The organism is Kitasatospora arboriphila (assembly GCF_039528095.1).
GTDB lineage: Bacteria > Actinomycetota > Actinomycetes > Streptomycetales > Streptomycetaceae > Kitasatospora > Kitasatospora arboriphila.
The window spans coordinates 14042-31232 of the sequence record NZ_BAAALD010000002.1 but is presented as its reverse complement, the minus strand read 5'-3'; the positions used below and the strand labels follow the sequence as shown (position 1 = coordinate 31232).

Sequence of the window (17191 nt, the reverse complement as noted above, 5' to 3'; positions counted from 1 at the left end):
ACCGCCGGCCGCTGCCGCAGCCCGTACCCTGGGCCCCGACGGGCGCCGGCGGCGCCCGCACGACACGGGGGGTGCGCGGCGTGGGCGAGGAACGGGGTCCGAGCGCGGGCGAACTGATCGGGATGCTGGCCGACCCCGGCGGCTTCCGGTGCTGGGACGAACCGGCGGTACACCCGGGCGCCGACGACGCGTACACCGCGTCCCTGGCGAAGGCGGCCGCCCGCACCGGCCTGGACGAGGCCGTCACCACCGGCCTGGCCCTGGTCGACGGGGTGCCGGTGGCGCTGATCGCCTCCGAATTCGGCTTCCTCGGCGGCTCGATCGGTGTGGCCACCGCCGAGCGGATCACCCGCGCGGTGGAGCGCGCCACCGCCGAACGCCTCCCCGTCCTCGCCCTGCCGGTCTCCGGCGGCACCAGGATGCAGGAGGGCTCGGCCGCCTTCCTCTGCATGGTCCGGGTCACCGCGGCCGTCCAGGCCCACCAGGCCGCCGGCCTGCCGTACCTCACCTACCTGCGCAACCCCACCATGGGCGGGGTGTTCGCCTCCTGGGGCACGCTCGGCCACGTCGTCGCGGCCGAACCCGGCGCCCGGCTCGGCTTCCTCGGCCCGCGGGTCTACGAGGAGCTGCGCGGGGTCCGGCTGCCGCCCGGGGTGCAGCGGTCCGAGACGCTGGCCGCCCGCGGCCTGGTCGACGCCGTGCTGCCGCCGCAGGAGCTGCGCGGTCACCTGCTGCGGGTGCTGTCCGTGCTGGGCGCCGCGCCCGTCCCGCAGCCCCAGCCGCCGAGCGGGCCACCCACCGGCGTCACGGCGGACGCCTGGGACTCCGTCCGCCGAACCCGCCGCCCGGACCGGCCCGGCACCCGCGAGCTGCTGGACGCCGCCGCCGACGAGTACGTCCCGCTGGGCGCGCCCGGCGGCGAGGGCGGCGCGCTGCTGCGGGCGCTCGCCGTGTTCGGCGGCAGCCCGGCCGTGGTGGTCGGGCAGCAGCGCGGCGGCGACCGCCCGTTCACCGCGGCCGACCTGCGGTCCGTCCGGCGCACCGCGCGGACCGCCCAGCAGCTGGGGCTGCCGCTGGTCACGGTCGTCGACACCGCCGGCGCCGAACTCTCCGTACAGGCCGAACTCGACGGGATCGCCGTCGAGATCGCGCACTGCCTCAGCACGCTCACCGCACTGCGCACCCCGGTGCTCGCGGTGCTGCTCGGCCAGGGCTCCGGCGGCGGGGCGCTCGCGCTGCTGCCCGCGGACCGGGTGATCGCGGCGGAGCACGCCTGGCTCGCCCCGCTGCCGCCCGAGGGCGCCTCGGCGATCGTCCACCGGGACGGCGAGCACGCCGCGGAACTGGCCCGGGCCCAGGGGATCGGCGCCTACGACCTGGCCGCGGTCGGCCTGGTCGACGAGGTCGTCGCGGAGCACCCGGACGCGGCCGACGAGCCCGTCCCCTTCGGTGCGCGGGTCGGGCGGGCCGTCGCGCTGGCGCTCGGATCGCTGGCCGCCCTGCCCGTCGAGCAGCGGCTCGCGGCCCGGGCGGCCCGGAACCGGAGGCTGGGCGACCGGCGGGAGGGCTGAGGTCGGGCGGGCTGAGGGCGGAGCCGGGGGCTCAGAGCCGCGTCAGAGCAGGCCGCCGACGGCGGCGACCGCCTTGGAGGCGGAGGCCGCGCCCTCGAGTTCGCCGACCACGCCGTGCAGGTCCTTGATCCGCTTCTCGGCGTGCGCCTGGAAGGCGTCCGCGGCGGCGCCCGTCCAGTGCACCGAATGGCGGGCCCGCTCCAGCTCCTGGGCGATCTTGCTCACCTCGTTGGCGAGCGCCTCCAGCTCGCCCGCCAGGTCGGAGAGCTCCGCGTCCGCCAGCAGCCGGCCTATGCCGTCCAGGATTCCCATCGTCAACCCCCGTCGTCGAGACACGCCCTGTCTCCGGGTCAGCTTATCCGCCGATCGGACCGGACAGGAGCTCGCCCGGCTCGCCACTGAACACCACCCGCCCCCGCCGCAGCACGTGCACCACGCCGGCCCCCGCCAGCGTCGCCGGCAGCGACTGGGCGGCCAGCACCACCGTGCCGCCGTCGGCCGCGGACTCCAGCAGCAACCGGTGCAGCCGGGCCGCCACCGCCGGGGCCAGGCCCCGGTCCGGCTCGTCCAGCAGCAGCAGCCTCGGACGGCCCAGCAGCGCCCGGCCGAGCGCCACCATCTGCTGCTGCCCGCCCGAGAGGGTGCCCGCCCGCCGGGTCATCAGCGAACGCAGCTCGGGGAACCACTCCTCGACGGCCGCCGTGTCCTCGCCCGCGTGCTGCCCGAGGTTCTCCGCGACGGTGAGGGACGGGAAGACCGCCCGATCGGCCGGGACCAGGGCGAGGCCCCGGCGGGCCCGGCGGAACGCCGAGAGGGCGGTGACGTCCCGGCCCGCCCAGAGCACCCGCCCCGCGGCCGGACGGACCACGCCGGCGAGGGTGTGCAGGGCGGTCGTCCGCCCGGCGCCGTTGCGGCCGAGCAGCACCGTCACCCGGCCGGCCGGGCAGGCCAGGTCCACCCCGTGCAGGGCCTCCAGCAGCCCGTACCGGACGCGGACCCCGCGCAGCTCCGCCTCGACGGTCACGGCTCCGCCCCCGCGGCCTCGCCCCACGCCCCCGCCACCCGTGGGTCCGCCAGGACCTCGGCGGTCGGCCCGTTCAGCAGGACCCTCCCCCGGGCCATCACGCAGACCGTGTCGGCGAGTCGGGCGACCAGTTCGACGTCGTGCTCCACCAGCAGCAGCGCCACCCCCTCGGCGGCGAGCGCCCGCAGCACCGAGCCGAGCCGGGCCGTCTGCGCCAGGTCGAGACCGGCGGCCGGCTCGTCCAGCAGCAGCACCCGGGGGGACGCGGCCAGCGCACGGGCCAGCTCCAGCAGGCGCAGCGCACCGGTCGGCAGCCGGTCCGCCGACCAGTCCCGGACGGCGTCCAGGCCGAACAGCCGCAGCGCCCGGTCGGTGGCCTCACGGGCCGCGGGAGCTCCGGGGGCGGGCAGGCCCAGCAGACCCCGGACGGTGCCGCCGCGGCCCTGCTCGGCGCCGAGACGGGTGTTCTCGCCGACCGTCAGGCCGGGGAAGACGGCGATCTGCTGGAAGGTACGGGCGAGGCCGAGACGGGCCCGGGCGTGGTCCGGCAGCCGGGTGACGTCGCGGCCGGCCAGCAGGACGCGGCCGGCGTCCGGGCGGGCGACGCCGCTCAGACAGTCGAACAGCGTGCTCTTGCCGGCGCCGTTCGGACCCACCAGGGCGGTGATCCTGCCGGGCGGGACGTCCAGGTCGACGCCGTCGACCGCGGCGATGCCGCCGAAGCGGCGGACGAGACCGCGGGCGGTGAGGCCGGAGGTGGGGGCGGCGCTCATCGTGGGGTCCGGCAGTGCAAGTTGCTGGAACGGGTCGAGTGAGGGTCGTGCCCTCCCGCTGCGCGCAGTTCCCCGCGCCCCTGCGGGGTCGCCGGACTCGTGGGGACGGGAGGACGAGGGGCCGGTCGGCGGGGAACGTGCAGGTCGGCGCCTGCCGCTGCGCGCAGTTCCCCGCGCCCCTGGGGGTGCAACCGGCCGGAGGGGGCGGAGTGCGGGTGGTGACCTCCCGCTGCGCGCAGTTCCCCGCGCCCCTGGGGGTGCAACCGGCCGGAGGGGTCGGAGTGCGGGTGGTGACCTCCCGCTGCGCGCAGTTCCCCGCGTCCCTGCGGGGGCGGCGGACTCGGCGGGGGTGGGGTCATTTCGGGGGGTCCGTGAGGTGGTGGCGGAGGGATCGGCCGAGGGGGGTGAGGCGGGGTGGGACGGGGGCGGGGCGGGCGGCGAGGCGGCCGGCGACGCCGGCGAGGCCGCCGGGCATCCGGCCGAGGGCGGTGGCGAGGCCGCCGACCACGACCGCGGAGATACCGGGGACGGTGCCGGTGTCGAGGCCGATCAGCAGGGCGGCGGCGAGGACCGCGCCGACGGCGCTGTCCGCCCCGGCCACCACCACGGTCGCGAACCAGAGCAGGCCCTGGATCGGGTCGAAGGCGGCGGCGGAGAAGGCGCGTCCGGCAAGGGTCATCAGTCCGCCGCCGAGGGCGGCGAGTCCGGCGCCGGCCATGAAGACCAGGAGTTTCAGCCGGGGCACGTCCACCCCGGCGGCCGAGGCCCCGGCCTGGTGGTCGCGCATCGCGGTGAGGGCCCGGCCGAGCCGGCCGCGGTGCAGGTTGCGGACGAGCAGCAGGCCGAGGCCGAGCAGCACCAGTTCGGCGGTGTAGAAGGCGCCGTCTCCGGTGAGGAACTCGGGGCGGTCGACGACGAGCCCGGTGGTGGCGTACGGCTGGTTGAAGACGAGCCGGCTGAGCGCGGTGCCGACGGCGAAGGTGACCAGGGCGAGGGCGAGGCCGCGGCGGCGGATCGCGGGCCATCCGGTGAGGAGGCCGAGCGGCACGGTGACGGCGACCGCCAGCAGCAGCGCGGGGACGGCGGGCATCGCCGGCAGTCCGGGTACCCGGCCGGACATCAGCAGGGCCGTCCCGAGCCCGCCGAGGCCGGCGTACCCGGCCTGGCCGAGGGAGACCTGTCCGCCGTAGCCGGTGACGACCACGACGGAGAGCAGTACCAGGGCGAGCGCGGGTACGGCGAGGGCGTGCCGCAGGTCGTCGTTGCGGAAGCCGAGCGGCAGCAGCAGGAGGACGGTGCAGACGGCCTTGACGGCGGCCGAGCCGCGTTCGATCCGGGGGGCGCCGGCCGGGGCGAGGCCGGTGTCGTCCACCGCGCCGCGCCAGGGCAGCAGGGCCGCGACGAGCAGCGCGACGGTGAACAGGTTGGCCTGCACGGCCTGGGCGAGCGGCAGGAGCTGACCGGCCGGACGCAGCCGGGTGAGTTCGCTCTGCGCGACGCCCAGGGCGAGGCCGGTGACGACCGCCACGGGCAGGCTGCGCAGCCGGGCGGCGACGGCGACGGCCATGGTCTCCATGACGAGCAGCGGCAGGCCGTAGGGGTCGAGCAGCAGGGAGGGGGCGAGCAGGATGCCGACCAGTCCGGCGGTGAAGGAGCCGAAGGCCCAGCCGGTGGCGGAGATCCGGTCGGCGTCGATCCCGGCGAGTCCGGCGAGGGCGCGGTTGTCGACGACGGCGCGCAGCCGGGTGCCGAAGGCGGTGTAGCGGGTGACGAGGCCGACGCCGCCGGCCACCGCGAACAGGACGGCCAGTTGGACGGCGGTGTCCAGGCGCAGGACGTGGCCGCCGAGGTCGGCGAGGTGCTCGGGCCGGACGAGCGCGGGGGCGTCGGCGAAGGGGGCGGTGCCCCAGAGCAGGATGACGGTGCCGATCAGCAGCACGAAGACGCCGATGCCGGCGACCATCGTCTCGCCGGCTCCGGCGCCGCGGCGCTGCAGCGGGCGGAAGACGGCGGCGTCGAGCAGGACGCCGAAGGCGGGGGCGGCGATCAGCAGGCAGAAGGCGGCCGCGGGGAAGAGCGGCCAGCCGCGGACGACGACGAGTTCGCGCAGCAGGTAGGCGGTGGCGACGGCCTGGGCGCCCTGGGCGAGGTTGAGCACGCCGGTGGCGCGGTGGGTGACGACCAGGCCGACGCCGCTGAGCGCGGCGGCGCTGCCGACGGAGAGGCCGGCGAGGGCGAGGTCGGCGGTCAGGCCGAGGCTGTCACTCACCCGGCCGGGGCCCGGGCTCGGCGGGTCCGGGGTCGGCGGGTCCGGGGTCGGCGGCCGGTCCGGGGGCCTCGGGCGGCCCGGGGTCGCAGACCGGGCAGGGGCTGAGGCCGCGTTCCCGCACGGCGCGGGCGTCCAACGGTTCGGCGCCGGTCTTGCCGGCGACCAGCGGGCAGTCCCGGCGGTGGTAGAGGGTGCCGTCGGGGAGGCCGACCGGCGGGCCGCTCTCGCCCTCGTCGGCTGCGGCGGGGGCCTCGGTGACCAGCAGCGCGTAGAGCTGGTCGAGCCGCCGGTCCGCGGGCTCGCCGGGGCCGGGGCCGCGGCGGACGGCGATGAGGACGGCGCCCGCGACGATCAGGGCGGCGCCGGGGGCGGTGGCCGAGGCGATGTACGGCAGCTGACGGGCCGCGAGCTCCTCCCCGGAGACGCCGTACCAGCCGAGCACGCAGAGCACCGCGCCGGCGGCGAGCGTGAACCAGCCGGGCCATTCGCGCAGGGCCCGCAGCAGCCCGGCGGTGCTGGGCCGGGGAATCCGGTTCATCCAGATTTCTCCGTACTGTCCAGATTTCTCGGTATTCTACTGTTCTGTCAGCTCCTCTTGCGGTTCGTCCGCCGATCGGCCTTCATAGTGTCACTTGCGGCATCCGGTGCCGCAGCACGGACCGAGACACCGACCCAGAGCAGCCACGACACGAGCGACCGGGGCCACCGGCGGGAGGGCGGCCCTGCGGTCGGGAAGAACGCGGTGAGCAACCCATGCGCAACAACCCTGGCGAGTCGATCCACGAGGCCGGCCCCGGCCCCGCCGCCCACCCGGACGGCCGTACCCCCTCATCCCGTCCGGTCGGCGCGGCCGCCCGGCTCGCGGCGGCCGTCCTGGCCGTCCTGGCCCTGCTGTTCGCGGCGGCCTGCAGCAGCAGCAGTTCCTCCGGGTCCTCCTCACCCTCGCCCTCGGCACCGGCCACGACCTCGGCGGCTGCGTCGCCCACGGGCGGCGGCTCGGCACCGGCCGACGCGGAGGCCGCCAAGGCGCAGATCAAGACCAACTGGGAGAAGTTCTTCGACCCGGCCACGCCGATCGCCGACCGGGCCGCGCTGCTGCAGAACGGCGAGGCGCTCCAGCCCGCCCTGCAGGGCTTCGCCAACGACCCGCGGGTCGGCCAGGTCAAGGCCACGGTGACCGACGTCCAGTTCACCTCGGACTCGGCCGCGACCGTGACGTACACGCTGACGCTGCAGGGCCAGACGGTCGAACCGGCCGCGAGCGGACAGGCCGTGCTGGACAACGGCACCTGGAAGGTGTCCACCAGCACCCTGTGCGGGCTGGTCGCCCAGGCCGGCGGCAGCGCGATCCCGGGATGCAGCTGACCGGGCTCCGACGGGCGGCCCGGCACGCCGCGGCCGCCCGCACCGCCCTGCTCGCGGCCTCGGCCGCGCTGCTGCTGACCGTCGCCGGCTGCGGCAGCCGCCTGCCGGAGAGCGCCTTCGGCACACCTCCGGCGGGCGGCACCGTCGACCGGACCACCGACACCGGCGCCGACGCCCGCAGCGTCAAGATCGGCATCATCACCTCGCTCACCAGCCCCGTCGGCTCGGAGACCTTCGCCGGGCCGCGCTTCGGCGCCCTCGCCTTCTTCAAGGCCCTGAACGACGCCGGCGGCGTGCACGGCCGGACGGTGCAGGTCGTCACCTGCGACGACGGCGGCAGCGGCATCGGCAACCAGGACTGCGTCCACCGGATGATCGACAAGGAGAAGGTCTTCGCCCTGGTCTCCGGCAGCGTCCTGGTCTACGCGGGAGCCCCCTACGTCAGCGCCAAGGGCGTGCCGGACGTCGGCGGCCAACCGATCGGCACCGCCTACGACCAGTGGCCGCACCTGTACGGCATCTACGGCAGCAGCGCCCCGCGGGACGGCCGCTCGGTCGGCTGGGACGGCGTCCTCTACCAGAGCACCGAGGTGTACCGGTTCTTCAAGGAGAAGCTCGGCGCCCGCAGCGCCGCCGTCGTCGCCTACGACCAGGCCGACTCGGCCCGCTACGCCCGGCAGTTGACCGAAGCGCTGAAGGCCGAGGGGTACCGGGTGCTCAACCAGACCGTCGACCTGGCGCTGCCCGGCTTCCAGGCGGTCGCCGCGGCGATGAAGGCCGACGGCACCGAGCTGCTCTTCGACGCCATGGACACCCGCGGCAACGCCGGGCTCTGCCAGGCCCTGGACGCCGCCGGGGTGCGCCTCAAGGCCAAGGTCACCAACGTGCAGAACTGGACGGCGACCGTCGGCACCGACTACAAGGACTCCCCCGGCTGCCGGTCGGTGCTGTGGGCGACCTCCTCCAGCCAGAACTACGAGGACACCCGCCAACCGGCCGTGCAGGCCTTCCGCAAGGCGATGGCCACGTACTACCCCGAGCGCGAGGGGCTGCTCTCCGCCTGGGAGTTGGAGGGCTGGGCCGGGGCGCAGTGGCTCACCGACGCGATGGACTCCTGCGGCGCCGACCTCACCCGCGGCTGCGTCGAGGACTTCATGAACCGCAGCACCCCCTACGACGCGCACGGCCTGCTGCTCCCGGCCGACTTCGTCCCGACCCCGCGGCCGACCGGGCTGCTCAGGGCCTGCCTCAACGCCGCCCGCTGGGAGGACTCCGCCCAGGACGGGCACGGCGGTTGGGTCACCCAGGTGCCCGACATGGCCACCAACTGCTACGACGTCCCGCAGCTGCCGTACCGGCCCTGAGGGGTGGTGGGGCGGCCGGTGCGGGCCGTGGTGTGGCGAACGTCGCAGGTGATCGTGGGCGGGTTCGGCCTTCGGCCGGCGACGGGGCGGGGAGCGGCCGGTAGGCTGCCGCTGCCCCGTCCGAGCTGCAAGGAGTCCCCTTGGCCACCGCCGTGCCCGCGTCCGTGATCACCGTCGTCGGGGTCGGTGCGGACGGCTGGGACGGCCTCGCGCCCACCGCCCGGGAGGCGCTGCTCGGGGCCGCGACCGTCCTCGGCGGACCACGCCAGCTGGAGCTGCTGCCGCCGGAGGTCACCGCCGCACGGGTGGCCTGGCCGAGCCCGCTGCGGCCCGCCGTACCCGGTCTGCTCGCCGAGCACGGCGACCGGCGGCTGTGCGTCCTCGCCAGCGGCGACCCGATGTTCCACGGCATCGGCCGAGCCCTCGCCGAGACGGTCGGCGCCGAGCGGCTGCACGTGCTGCCGCACCCCTCCTCCGTCGCCTACGCCTGCGCGCGCCTCGGCTGGCCGCAGGAGGACACCGAGGTGGTCAGCGCGGTCGGCCGCCCGCTGGCGAACCTCAACGCCGCACTGTCCGACGGGCGGCGGCTGCTGGTGCTCAGCGCCGGCGCCGGCACCCCCGCCGAGGTCGCCGCGCTGCTCACCGGACGCGGCTTCGGCGCCAGCCGGCTACGGGTGCTCGAACAGCTCGGTGGAGGCCGCGAACGCGTCCTCGACGGCACCGCCGCCGACTGGCCGCACCCGGCCGCCGATCCGCTGAACATCGTCGCCGTGGAGTGCGCGGGTCCGCGGGCGCAGCTCGTCCCCGGGCTGCCGGACGACGCGTACGAGCACGACGGCCAGCTGACCAAGCGCCATGTCCGGGCCGCGACGCTCGCCGCGCTCGCGCCCGCCGCCGGAGAACTGCTCTGGGACATCGGCGGCGGCTCCGGCTCGATCGCCGTGGAGTGGCTGCGGGCGCACCGCAGCTGCCGGGCCGTCAGCGTGGAGCGGGACGCCGTCCGGGCCGACCGGATCCGGCGCAACGCCGACACGCTCGGCGTGCCGCGGCTGGAGGTCGTCACCGGCCGGGCGCCCGACGCGCTGGCCGGACTGCCGGTGCCGGACGCCGTGTTCATCGGCGGCGGGCTGACCGCGCCCGGCCTGCTGCAGGCCTGCTGGGACGCGCTGCCCGCGGGCGGCCGGCTGGTCGCCAACACCGTCACGCTGGAGTCCGAGGCGCTGCTCACCGAGTGGTACCGCCGGCACGGCGGGGAGCTGGTGAAGCTGGCGGTCGCGCACGCCGTACCGGTCGGCGGGTTCACCGGCTGGCGGCAGGCCATGCCGGTCACCCAGTGGTCGGCCGTCAAGACGTCCGAGGCCGGCCGGGCCGGCGTGGAGGAGGAGCAGTGACCGTCTACTTCATCGGGGCCGGCCCCGGTGCCGCCGACCTGATCACCGTCCGCGGGCAGCGCACGCTGGCCGCCTGCGGGGTGTGCCTGTACGCGGGCAGCCTGGTGCCGCGCGAACTGCTCGCCGAATGCCCGCCGGACGCACGGCTGGTGGACACCGCGAACCTGGACCTCGACCGGATCGTCGCCGAGATCGCCCGCGCCCACGAGGAGGGCCGGGACGTGGCCCGGCTGCACTCCGGCGACCCCTCGGTGTTCAGCGCCGTCGCCGAGCAGATGCGGCGCCTCGACGCGCTCGGCATCCCGTACGAGGTGGTGCCGGGCGTGCCCGCCTTCGCCGCCGCGGCGGCCGCGCTCAAGCGGGAACTGACCGTGCCGACGGTCGGTCAGACCGTCATCCTCACCCGGGTCTCCCGGCAGGCCACCCCGATGCCCGAGGGCGAGGACCTCGCCACCCTCGGCCGCAGCGGCGCCCTGCTGGTGCTGCACCTCGCCGCCCGCTACGTCGACAGCGTCGTCGAGGAGCTGCTGCCGCACTACGGCGCCGACTGCCCGGCCGCCGTCGTCGCCATGGCCAGCCGCCCCGACGAGCTCGTGCTGCGCGGCACCCTCGGCGACATCGCCGAGCAGGTGAAGGCTGCCGGTGTGCTGCGGACGGCCGTCATCCTGGTCGGCCGGACCCTCGGCGCCGAGCAGTTCCGCGACAGCCACCTGTACTCCTCCGAGCGCGAGCGGCCGCACGAGCCCTGCGGCGCCTGACCTCCGGCGTCGTCACCCGGCGGGTGCCGCCAGCGCCGCCGTGAAGGCCCGGGCCCGTCGGGTGATCTCCGGCCAGTCGGCGGCGGCGACGGCGGCCGGGGGGACGACCCCGGAGCCGGCGCAGACGGCGAGGGCGCCGTGGTCGAGGAAGGCGGCGGCGTTGCCCGTGTCGACACCGCCGGAGGCGACCAGCGGGACGTCGGGGTAGGGGCCGCGCAGATCGGCGAAGTAGCCGGGGCCGAAGACGCGGGCCGGGAAGACCTTGACCGCGGCGGCGCCCAGGTCGACGGCCTGCGCCACCTCGGTCGGGGTGAGCGCGCCGAGCACGACCGGGACACCGGCCTGCCCGGCCGCGGCGGCGACCTCGGGGCGGCACCCCGGGGTGACCAGGAAACCCGCACCGGCGTCCACCGCGCGTTCGGCCTGCTCGGCGGTCAGCACCGTACCGACCCCGATCCGGTGCCCGGCCCCGGCCGCGTGCCGCAGGTGTGCCGTCACCTCCGGTGTGGTGAAGGTGAGTTCGACCCGGTCGATGCCCCCGGCGGCCAGTGCCGCGCACAGCTCGGCGGCGTCCGGGATCCGCGGCGCGCGGACCACGGCGATCACCCGCTCGGCGGCGAGAGCGGCCCGCAGGGCGGCGGCTGCGGCGGCGCCGGGGGTGGTGGCGGTGGGTGCGGTCACGGGATTCGGGCTCCTCGGTTCGGGCGGGCAGGCGTGCCGTACCCGGCGGTTCACCGGGCGCGGGTGCCGTCGGCGGTGCGGCGCAGGGTGCGACCGGGCAGCGCTCCGGTGGGACGGCCGTCGTCCAGGACGGCGGTGCCGTTGACCCGGACGTGGGCGATCCCGGCGGCCGCTCGGCGCGGGTGGTCGAAGGTGGCGGTGTCGCGGACGGTCGCCGGGTCGAGCAGCACCAGGTCGGCGTGGTGGCCGGGGCGGACGAGGCCGCGGCGGTGGAGCCGGAGGCGGCGGGCCGGGCGGCCGGTCATCCGGGCGATCGCCTCCTCCAGGGTGAGCACGCCCTCGTCCCGGCCGTAGTGGCCGAGGTAGCGGGCGAAGGTGCCCCAGGCCCGGGGGTGCGGCCGGTCGCCGACGAGCAGGCCGTCGCTGCCGACGGTGTGCGCGGGGTGTCGCATCACGGCGCGGACGTTCGCCTCGTCGCCGACGTGCTGGAGGATCGTGGTGGCGAGGCGGTCGCGGCGCAGCAGGTCGAGGAAGGCCTCGGTGCCGGTGGTGCCGTCCGCGGCGGCGACCTCGGCGACGGTGCGGCCGACCAGGGCGGCGAGGGCCGGGTCGCCGACGCCGGAGATCTGCACGGTGTGCCAGTCGGCGGTGACGCCGTGGCAGCCGTCGCTGCCGGTCTCCTCCAGGGCGGTACGGATGCGCTCGCGGGCGGCCGGGTCGCCGAGCCGGGCGAGGGTCGCGTCCGGTCCGCCGGCGGCGGCCCAGCCGGGCAGCAGCGCGGCGAGGGTGGTGGAGCCGGGGAGGTAGGGGTAGCTGTCGAGGGTGATGTCGAGGCCCTCGGCGAGGGCCGCGTCGACCAGGGCGAGGAGTTCGCCGGCCCGGCCGCGGTTGACCTCGAAGTTCATGGTCGCGTGGGTGAGGTGCAGCGGGCAGCCGGAGGCGCGGGCGATCGCGATCATCTCGGCGTAGCCCTCCAGCGCGCCGGCGCCGTAGGAGCGCTGGTGCGGGGCGTGGAATCCGCCGGCGGCGGCCACCACCTCGCAGAGCGCGGTGAGTTCGGCCGTTCCGGCGTACATGCCGGGCGGGTAGCTGAGCCCGCTGGACAGGCCGACCGCGCCCTCGGCGAGGCCGTCGGCCACCAGGGCGCGCATCCGGTCGAGGTCGGCCCCGGTCGGCGGGCGGTCGTCCCAGCCCATGGCGAGCATCCGGACGGTGCCGTGCGGCACCAGGTAGCAGGTGTTGACGGCGGTGCCGGTGTCGAGCCGGTCGAGGTACTCGCCGACGGTGCGCCAGTTCCAGTCGAAGCCGTCGGGGTCGCCGTTCCAGCCGGCGAGTTGGCGGCGCAGTGCGGGCAGGGTGGTGTCGTCGACGGGTGCGTAGGAGAGGCCGTCCTGGCCGAGGACCTCGCAGGTGACGCCCTGGGTGATCCGGGAGGGGTGGCCGGGTTCGACGAGCAGGCGCAGGTCGGAGTGGGTGTGCATGTCGACGAAGCCGGGGGCGAGGACGAGGCCGTCCGCGTCGAGCGCACGGCGGGCGGTGAGGTGCTCGCCGGGGACGCCGACGGTGTCGATCAGGCCGTCGGTGACGGTGACGTCCGCGCGGCGGCGCGGGGCGCCGGTGCCGTCCACGACGGTGGCGCCGCGGATCACCAGATCGGCCACCAGACCACTCCTCACCTGCAATGTTGCGTTATTCGCAACGTGCGTTGCGGATAGTGCCACGACGGTTCTAACATTCACGCCGAAGCGCGGTCAACGAGACGGGCGCGTCCGAGGGGCGCGCGGGCAAAGGGAGTGCGGCGGATGGCGGAGCGGTCGCCCGGCCCGTGGGCCGTGTGCCTGGGCGAGTCGATGGCGGTGCTGCTGCCGGACGCCGCGGGCCCGCTGGAGGCCGCGGGCGGCTTCCGGCCGGCGGTGGGCGGCGCGGAGTCCAACACGGCGTGCGCGCTGGCCGCGCTGGGTGTGCCGGCGGCCTGGATCGGCCGGGTCGGCGACGACGGGTTCGGGCGCATGGTCACCGCCGATCTGGCCGCCTGCAGGGTGGACGTCTCGGCCGTCGCGGTGGACCCGCACCGCCGCACCGGCCTCTACGTCAAGGAGACCGGCGGTTCGGCGCTGCCGCACGACCTCGGCCCGGGCCGCAGCCGGCTGCACTACTACCGGACGGGCTCCGCCGCCTCGGCGCTCTCCCCCGCGCTGCTGGCCGACCCGGCTGCCGCCCGGCTGCTGGCCGGCGCCCGGCTGCTGCACCTGACCGGCATCACCGCGGCGCTCTCCGACGACTGCCTGGCACTCGTCCGCGCGCTGCTCGCCGACCGGCGGCCCGGCCGCCTGGTCTCCCTCGACCTCAACTGGCGCCCCGCGCTCTGGCACGGCCGCGACCCGGCGGTGCTGCCCGACCTGCTGGACGCCGCCGACGTCCTGCTGCTGGGCGCGGACGAGGCCGCCGAAGCCCTCGGCACCGGGGACCCGGCCGCGCTGCGGGCCGCCTTCCCCTCCCCCGCGACCGTCGTCGTCAAGGACGCCGGCCACCGGGTCACCGCCCTGGACCGCTCGGGCACCGCCGTCACCGAGCCGGCGCTCGCCGTCGAGGTGGTCGAGCCGACCGGTGCCGGCGACGCCTTCGCCGCCGGCTACCTGGCCGGCCTGCACCGCGGCCTGGACGGCCGCCGCCGGCTGCGGCTCGGCCACCTCGCCGCGGCCTGCGCCCTGACCGCCCCCGGCGACCGCGGCCGGCTGCCCGCGCCCGGCGTGGTCGCGGCGCTGCTCGACGCCCCGGCCGGGGACTGGGCGGCGACCCGGGTGACCGCGGATGGCATCGTGTCCCCGGTACTCACCCGGCCGGCCGCGCACCTCGGAGCACCCACCCCATGAGCCAGACCGTCACCCGCGCCCTGCGCCTGCTCGCCGAACTCGGCGAGGGCGAACGCTCCCTCGACCAGCTGGCGCAGGCGCTCGGGGTGCACAAGACCACCGTGCTGCGGCTGCTGCAGAGCCTGGAGGAGGGCCGGTTCGTCCACCGCGACGCCAACTACCGCTACCACCTCGGGGCCGGCCTGTTCGCCCTGTCCAGCCTGGCCCTGGAGCAGCGCGGCATCCGCCGCACCGCCGCGCCGCACCTCGCCGAGCTGAACGCGGCGACCGGCCAGACGGTGCACCTGGCCGCGTACGAGGGCGGCGAGGTGGTCTACATCGACAAGTACGACTCCCGGCAGCCGGTGCGGATGTACTCCCGGATCGGGCTGCGGGCCTCGCTGCACTGCACCGCCGTGGCGAAGGTGCTGCTGGCCGACCTGCCGCCGGCCGAGCGCCGCAAGGTGGCCGCCGCGATCGAGTACACCCCGCACACGGCGAACACGATCGCCGGGCCGAAGCAGCTGCTCGCCGAACTGGAGCAGGTCGCCGCCCAGGGCTGGGCGCAGGACCACGCCGAGCACGAGCCGTTCATCAACTGCGTGGCCGCGCCCGTCCGGGACGTCTCCGGGCGGGTCGTCGCCGCCGCGTCGGTCTCGGTGCCGGACGTGGTGCTGCCGTACGAGCAGGTGCTGGAGCTGCTGCCGCAGCTGCTGGCCACGGCCCGGGCGATCTCCGCCGACGCGGGCGCCCCCGTCTGATCCTTTCCGATCCCTTCTGATCCTCGATGAGTCCGATCCCGCGAGAGGAAGCACACCGCATGACCGAGAAGACCGAGGTCCGCACGGACGGCGCCCCCGCGCCCGCCTGGATGTTCTCCCAGGGGGTGCGCAAGGGCCCGATCCTGCAGGTCTCCGGCCAGGGCCCGCAGGACCCGGCGACCGGGGAGTACCTGTACCCCGGGGACGTGCGGGCGCAGACCCGGCGAACGCTGGAGAACGTCAAGGCGATCGTCGAGGCGGGCGGCGGCACCGTCGAGGACGTGGTGATGTTCCGCGTCTACCTGACGAAGCGTTCGGACTTCGCGGAGATGAACGCGGCCTACGCCGCCTTCATCGAGGAGAACGTCGCCCCGGGCGGGGTGAAGCCCTGCCGGACGACCGTGATGGTCGAACTGCCGCAGGAGCCGATGCTGGTGGAGATCGACGCGCAGGCCGTCATCGGCTGAGCGGCGCCCGTCACCGGCGGGCGGCCGGGCCCAGCGGCTCGGCCCGGCCGACGATCGTGCCGGCCCGGTCGGTGCAGATCACGTCCACCGCCACCGGGGCCGGGGCGAGCACGCCGAGCGCGGTCGCCCGGGCCGCCTCGGCCACCAGGTCGCCCAGCGGCACCCCGGCCGCCGCGCACAACTGCACCGCCTCCAGGCCGGTGTTGGCGGCGGCGACCGCCGCGGCCAGCTCCGGCGAGGCGCCGCCGCGGCGGGCCAGCTCGGCCAGGTAGCCCTTGTCGACCTGCGAGCGGGCCGAGTGCAGGTCGAGGTGGCCGGCCGCCAGCTTGGACAGCTTGGCGAAGCCGCCGGCCACGGTCAGCCGGGGCACCGGGTGGCGCTTGAGGTACTTGAGCACCGCGCCCGCGAAGTCGCCCATGTCCAGCAGCGCGTCCTCCGGCAGGTCGTGCACGGCGACGGCGACCTTCTCCGAGGTCGAGCCGGTGCACCCGGCGACGTGGGTGCGGCCGGCCGCCCGGGCGACGTCCACCCCGCGGCGGATCGAGTCGATCCACGCCGAGCAGGAGTAGGGCACCACGATGCCGGTGGTGCCGAGGATCGACAGGCCCCCGAGGATGCCGAGCCGCGGGTTCCAGGTGGAGCGGGCGATCTCCTCGCCGTGGTCGACGGAGATCTCCACCACCACGTCCCCGCTGCCGCCGTGCCGGGCGGCGACCTCGGCGACGGTGTCCCGCATCATCTGCCGCGGCACCGGGTTGATCGCCGGCTCGCCGACCGGCAGCGGCAGACCGGCCTTGGTGACGGTGCCGACGCCGGGGCCGGCCCGGAAGACCACGCCGCTGCCCGGGGCACCCGCGGTGACGGTGGAGCGGATCAGCGCGCCGTGGGTGACGTCCGGGTCGTCGCCGGCGTCCTTCACCACCCCCGCCATCGCCCGTCCGGCCGTCAGTTCCTCCGCCGCCAGGGCGAACGCGGGCCGCTGGCCCTTCGGCAGGACGATCTCCACCGGGTCGGGGAACTCCCCGGTGAGCAGGGCGGTGTACGCGGCGGCGGTGGCCGCCGTGGCGCACGCGCCCGTCGTCCAGCCGTGCCGCAGCCCGCTACTCTTCAGCTGCGCCGCCCGGCCGCCCGCCTCAGCCACGTCCGCCTCCTGGAGTTCCGATGCACGTCCTGATCCTCGGCGGCACCACCGAGGCCCGCCGTCTCGCCGCCGTCCTCGCCGAGGATCCCGCGCTGCGGGTGACCAGCTCGCTGGCCGGCCGGGTCGCGGAGCCGCGGCTGCCGGCGGGCGAGGTGCGGATCGGCGGTTTCGGCGGCTCGGTCGGGCTGGCCGACTGGCTACGGGCCGAGCAGGCGGACGCGGTCATCGACGCCACCCATCCCTTCGCCGAGAAGATCAGCCGGAGCGCGGCCACCGCGGCCGCCGAGGTCCATGTTCCCCTGCTCGTCCTGCGGCGTCCCGGCTGGGTCCCGGTCGACGGCGACGACTGGCACCGGGTGGACTCGCTGGCCGAGGCGGCGGACGCCCTGCCGGGGCTCGGCCGCCGGGTGTTCCTCACCACCGGGCGGCAGGGCATGGCCGCCTTCGCGCACCTGAAGGACACCTTCTTCCTGGCCCGGTCGGTGGACCCGCCGGACCGGCCGCTGCCGCCCCGGCTGGAGGTGCTGCTCGACCGCGGCCCGTTCACCCTGGACGGGGAGCGCCGGGTGCTGCGCGAGTACGACATCGACGTGCTGGTCACCAAGGACAGCGGCGGCGCGGCCACCGCGCCCAAGCTCACCGCGGCCCGCGAGCTCGGGCTGCCCGTGGTGGTCGTCCGCCGGCCCGAGACGCCCTCCGGCGTCCCGGTCACCGACGGGGTGCAGGGCGCCGTCGACTGGCTGACCGCCCTGGCGGCGGGTCGGTCCTCCTGAG

At 76.5% G+C, this 17191-nt stretch carries 17 protein-coding genes; 9 read left to right on the top strand and 8 right to left on the bottom strand.

Annotated elements, in window-relative coordinates; translation table 11 throughout:
* Positions 1–80: 80 nt before the first annotated feature.
* Entirely contained in the window at positions 81–1571 is a 1491-nt protein-coding gene (locus tag ABD353_RS01290) for a carboxyl transferase domain-containing protein (protein ID WP_344621544.1), read from the top strand.
* Positions 1572–1613: 42 nt separating this feature from the next.
* On the opposite strand, the gene ABD353_RS01285 is transcribed toward ABD353_RS01290, so the two are convergent.
* The 5 genes from ABD353_RS01285 to ABD353_RS01265 form a co-directional block, all read right to left on the bottom strand.
* Positions 1614–1883: a hypothetical protein gene (locus ABD353_RS01285; RefSeq protein ID WP_344621543.1), complete on the bottom strand. Its 270-nt coding sequence runs from the start codon at positions 1881–1883 to the stop codon at positions 1614–1616.
* Between the two features lie 43 nt (positions 1884–1926).
* Positions 1927–2595, bottom strand: coding sequence for an ABC transporter ATP-binding protein (locus ABD353_RS01280; RefSeq protein WP_344621542.1), 669 nt, complete (start codon positions 2593–2595; stop codon positions 1927–1929).
* Positions 2592–3368, bottom strand: a complete 777-nt coding sequence (locus tag ABD353_RS01275; RefSeq protein ID WP_344621541.1) for an ABC transporter ATP-binding protein — start codon at positions 3366–3368, stop codon at positions 2592–2594. Before ABD353_RS01275 ends, ABD353_RS01280 begins: the two co-directional genes overlap by 4 nt.
* A 355-nt stretch (positions 3369–3723) precedes the next feature.
* Positions 3724–5637, bottom strand: coding sequence for an ABC transporter permease subunit (locus ABD353_RS01270; RefSeq protein ID WP_344621540.1), 1914 nt, complete (start codon positions 5635–5637; stop codon positions 3724–3726).
* The gene (locus tag ABD353_RS01265; protein ID WP_344621539.1) at positions 5630–6175 is read right to left on the bottom strand and encodes a hypothetical protein; all 546 of its coding nucleotides are present in this window, start codon (positions 6173–6175) and stop codon (positions 5630–5632) included. Before ABD353_RS01265 ends, ABD353_RS01270 begins: the two co-directional genes overlap by 8 nt.
* 215 nt (positions 6176–6390) lie before the next feature.
* On the opposite strand from ABD353_RS01265, the gene ABD353_RS01260 reads away from it, so the two are divergent.
* The 4 genes from ABD353_RS01260 to cobM all read left to right on the top strand — a co-directional run bounded on the left by ABD353_RS01260 (position 6391) and on the right by cobM (position 10515).
* Positions 6391–7002: an MTB12 C-terminal domain-containing protein gene (locus ABD353_RS01260; protein WP_344621538.1), complete on the top strand. Its 612-nt coding sequence runs from the start codon at positions 6391–6393 to the stop codon at positions 7000–7002.
* Entirely contained in the window at positions 6993–8366 is a 1374-nt protein-coding gene (locus ABD353_RS01255; protein WP_344621537.1) for an ABC transporter substrate-binding protein, read from the top strand. The genes ABD353_RS01260 and ABD353_RS01255 overlap by 10 nt, the downstream gene beginning before the upstream one ends.
* A gap of 140 nt (positions 8367–8506) precedes the next feature.
* Positions 8507–9757 (top strand): precorrin-6y C5,15-methyltransferase (decarboxylating) subunit CbiE, encoded by a 1251-nt coding sequence (cbiE, locus tag ABD353_RS01250; protein ID WP_344621536.1) that lies wholly within the window; start codon positions 8507–8509, stop codon positions 9755–9757.
* Positions 9754–10515, top strand: a complete 762-nt coding sequence (gene cobM / locus ABD353_RS01245; protein WP_344621535.1) for a precorrin-4 C(11)-methyltransferase — start codon at positions 9754–9756, stop codon at positions 10513–10515. The genes cbiE and cobM overlap by 4 nt, the downstream gene beginning before the upstream one ends.
* A gap of 12 nt (positions 10516–10527) precedes the next feature.
* On the opposite strand, the gene ABD353_RS01240 is transcribed toward cobM, so the two are convergent.
* Positions 10528–11196: a bifunctional 4-hydroxy-2-oxoglutarate aldolase/2-dehydro-3-deoxy-phosphogluconate aldolase gene (locus ABD353_RS01240; protein WP_344621534.1), complete on the bottom strand. Its 669-nt coding sequence runs from the start codon at positions 11194–11196 to the stop codon at positions 10528–10530.
* A 50-nt stretch (positions 11197–11246) separates the two neighbouring features.
* A complete protein-coding gene (locus ABD353_RS01235; RefSeq protein WP_344621533.1) occupies positions 11247–12857 on the bottom strand; it encodes an N-acyl-D-amino-acid deacylase family protein in 1611 nt (536 codons plus the stop codon).
* 141 nt (positions 12858–12998) lie between these two features.
* Between ABD353_RS01235 and ABD353_RS01230 the strand changes: the two genes are divergently transcribed.
* The 3 genes from ABD353_RS01230 to ABD353_RS01220 are packed head-to-tail and all read left to right on the top strand — an operon-like array spanning position 12999 to position 15276.
* A complete protein-coding gene (locus ABD353_RS01230) occupies positions 12999–14069 on the top strand; it encodes a sugar kinase (protein WP_344621532.1) in 1071 nt (356 codons plus the stop codon).
* On the top strand, positions 14066–14809 hold the full coding sequence (locus ABD353_RS01225) for an IclR family transcriptional regulator (protein WP_344621531.1): 744 nt from the start codon (positions 14066–14068) through the stop codon (positions 14807–14809). Before ABD353_RS01230 ends, ABD353_RS01225 begins: the two co-directional genes overlap by 4 nt.
* Before the next feature lie 59 nt (positions 14810–14868).
* Positions 14869–15276 (top strand): RidA family protein, encoded by a 408-nt coding sequence (locus tag ABD353_RS01220; protein ID WP_344621530.1) that lies wholly within the window; start codon positions 14869–14871, stop codon positions 15274–15276.
* A gap of 10 nt (positions 15277–15286) precedes the next feature.
* On the opposite strand, the gene ABD353_RS01215 is transcribed toward ABD353_RS01220, so the two are convergent.
* Positions 15287–16417, bottom strand: coding sequence for a cobalt-precorrin-5B (C(1))-methyltransferase (locus tag ABD353_RS01215; protein WP_344621529.1), 1131 nt, complete (start codon positions 16415–16417; stop codon positions 15287–15289).
* 20 nt (positions 16418–16437) lie between these two features.
* On the opposite strand from ABD353_RS01215, the gene ABD353_RS01210 reads away from it, so the two are divergent.
* Positions 16438–17190 (top strand): cobalt-precorrin-6A reductase, encoded by a 753-nt coding sequence (locus tag ABD353_RS01210; RefSeq protein ID WP_344621528.1) that lies wholly within the window; start codon positions 16438–16440, stop codon positions 17188–17190.
* Position 17191 lies beyond the last annotated feature (1 nt).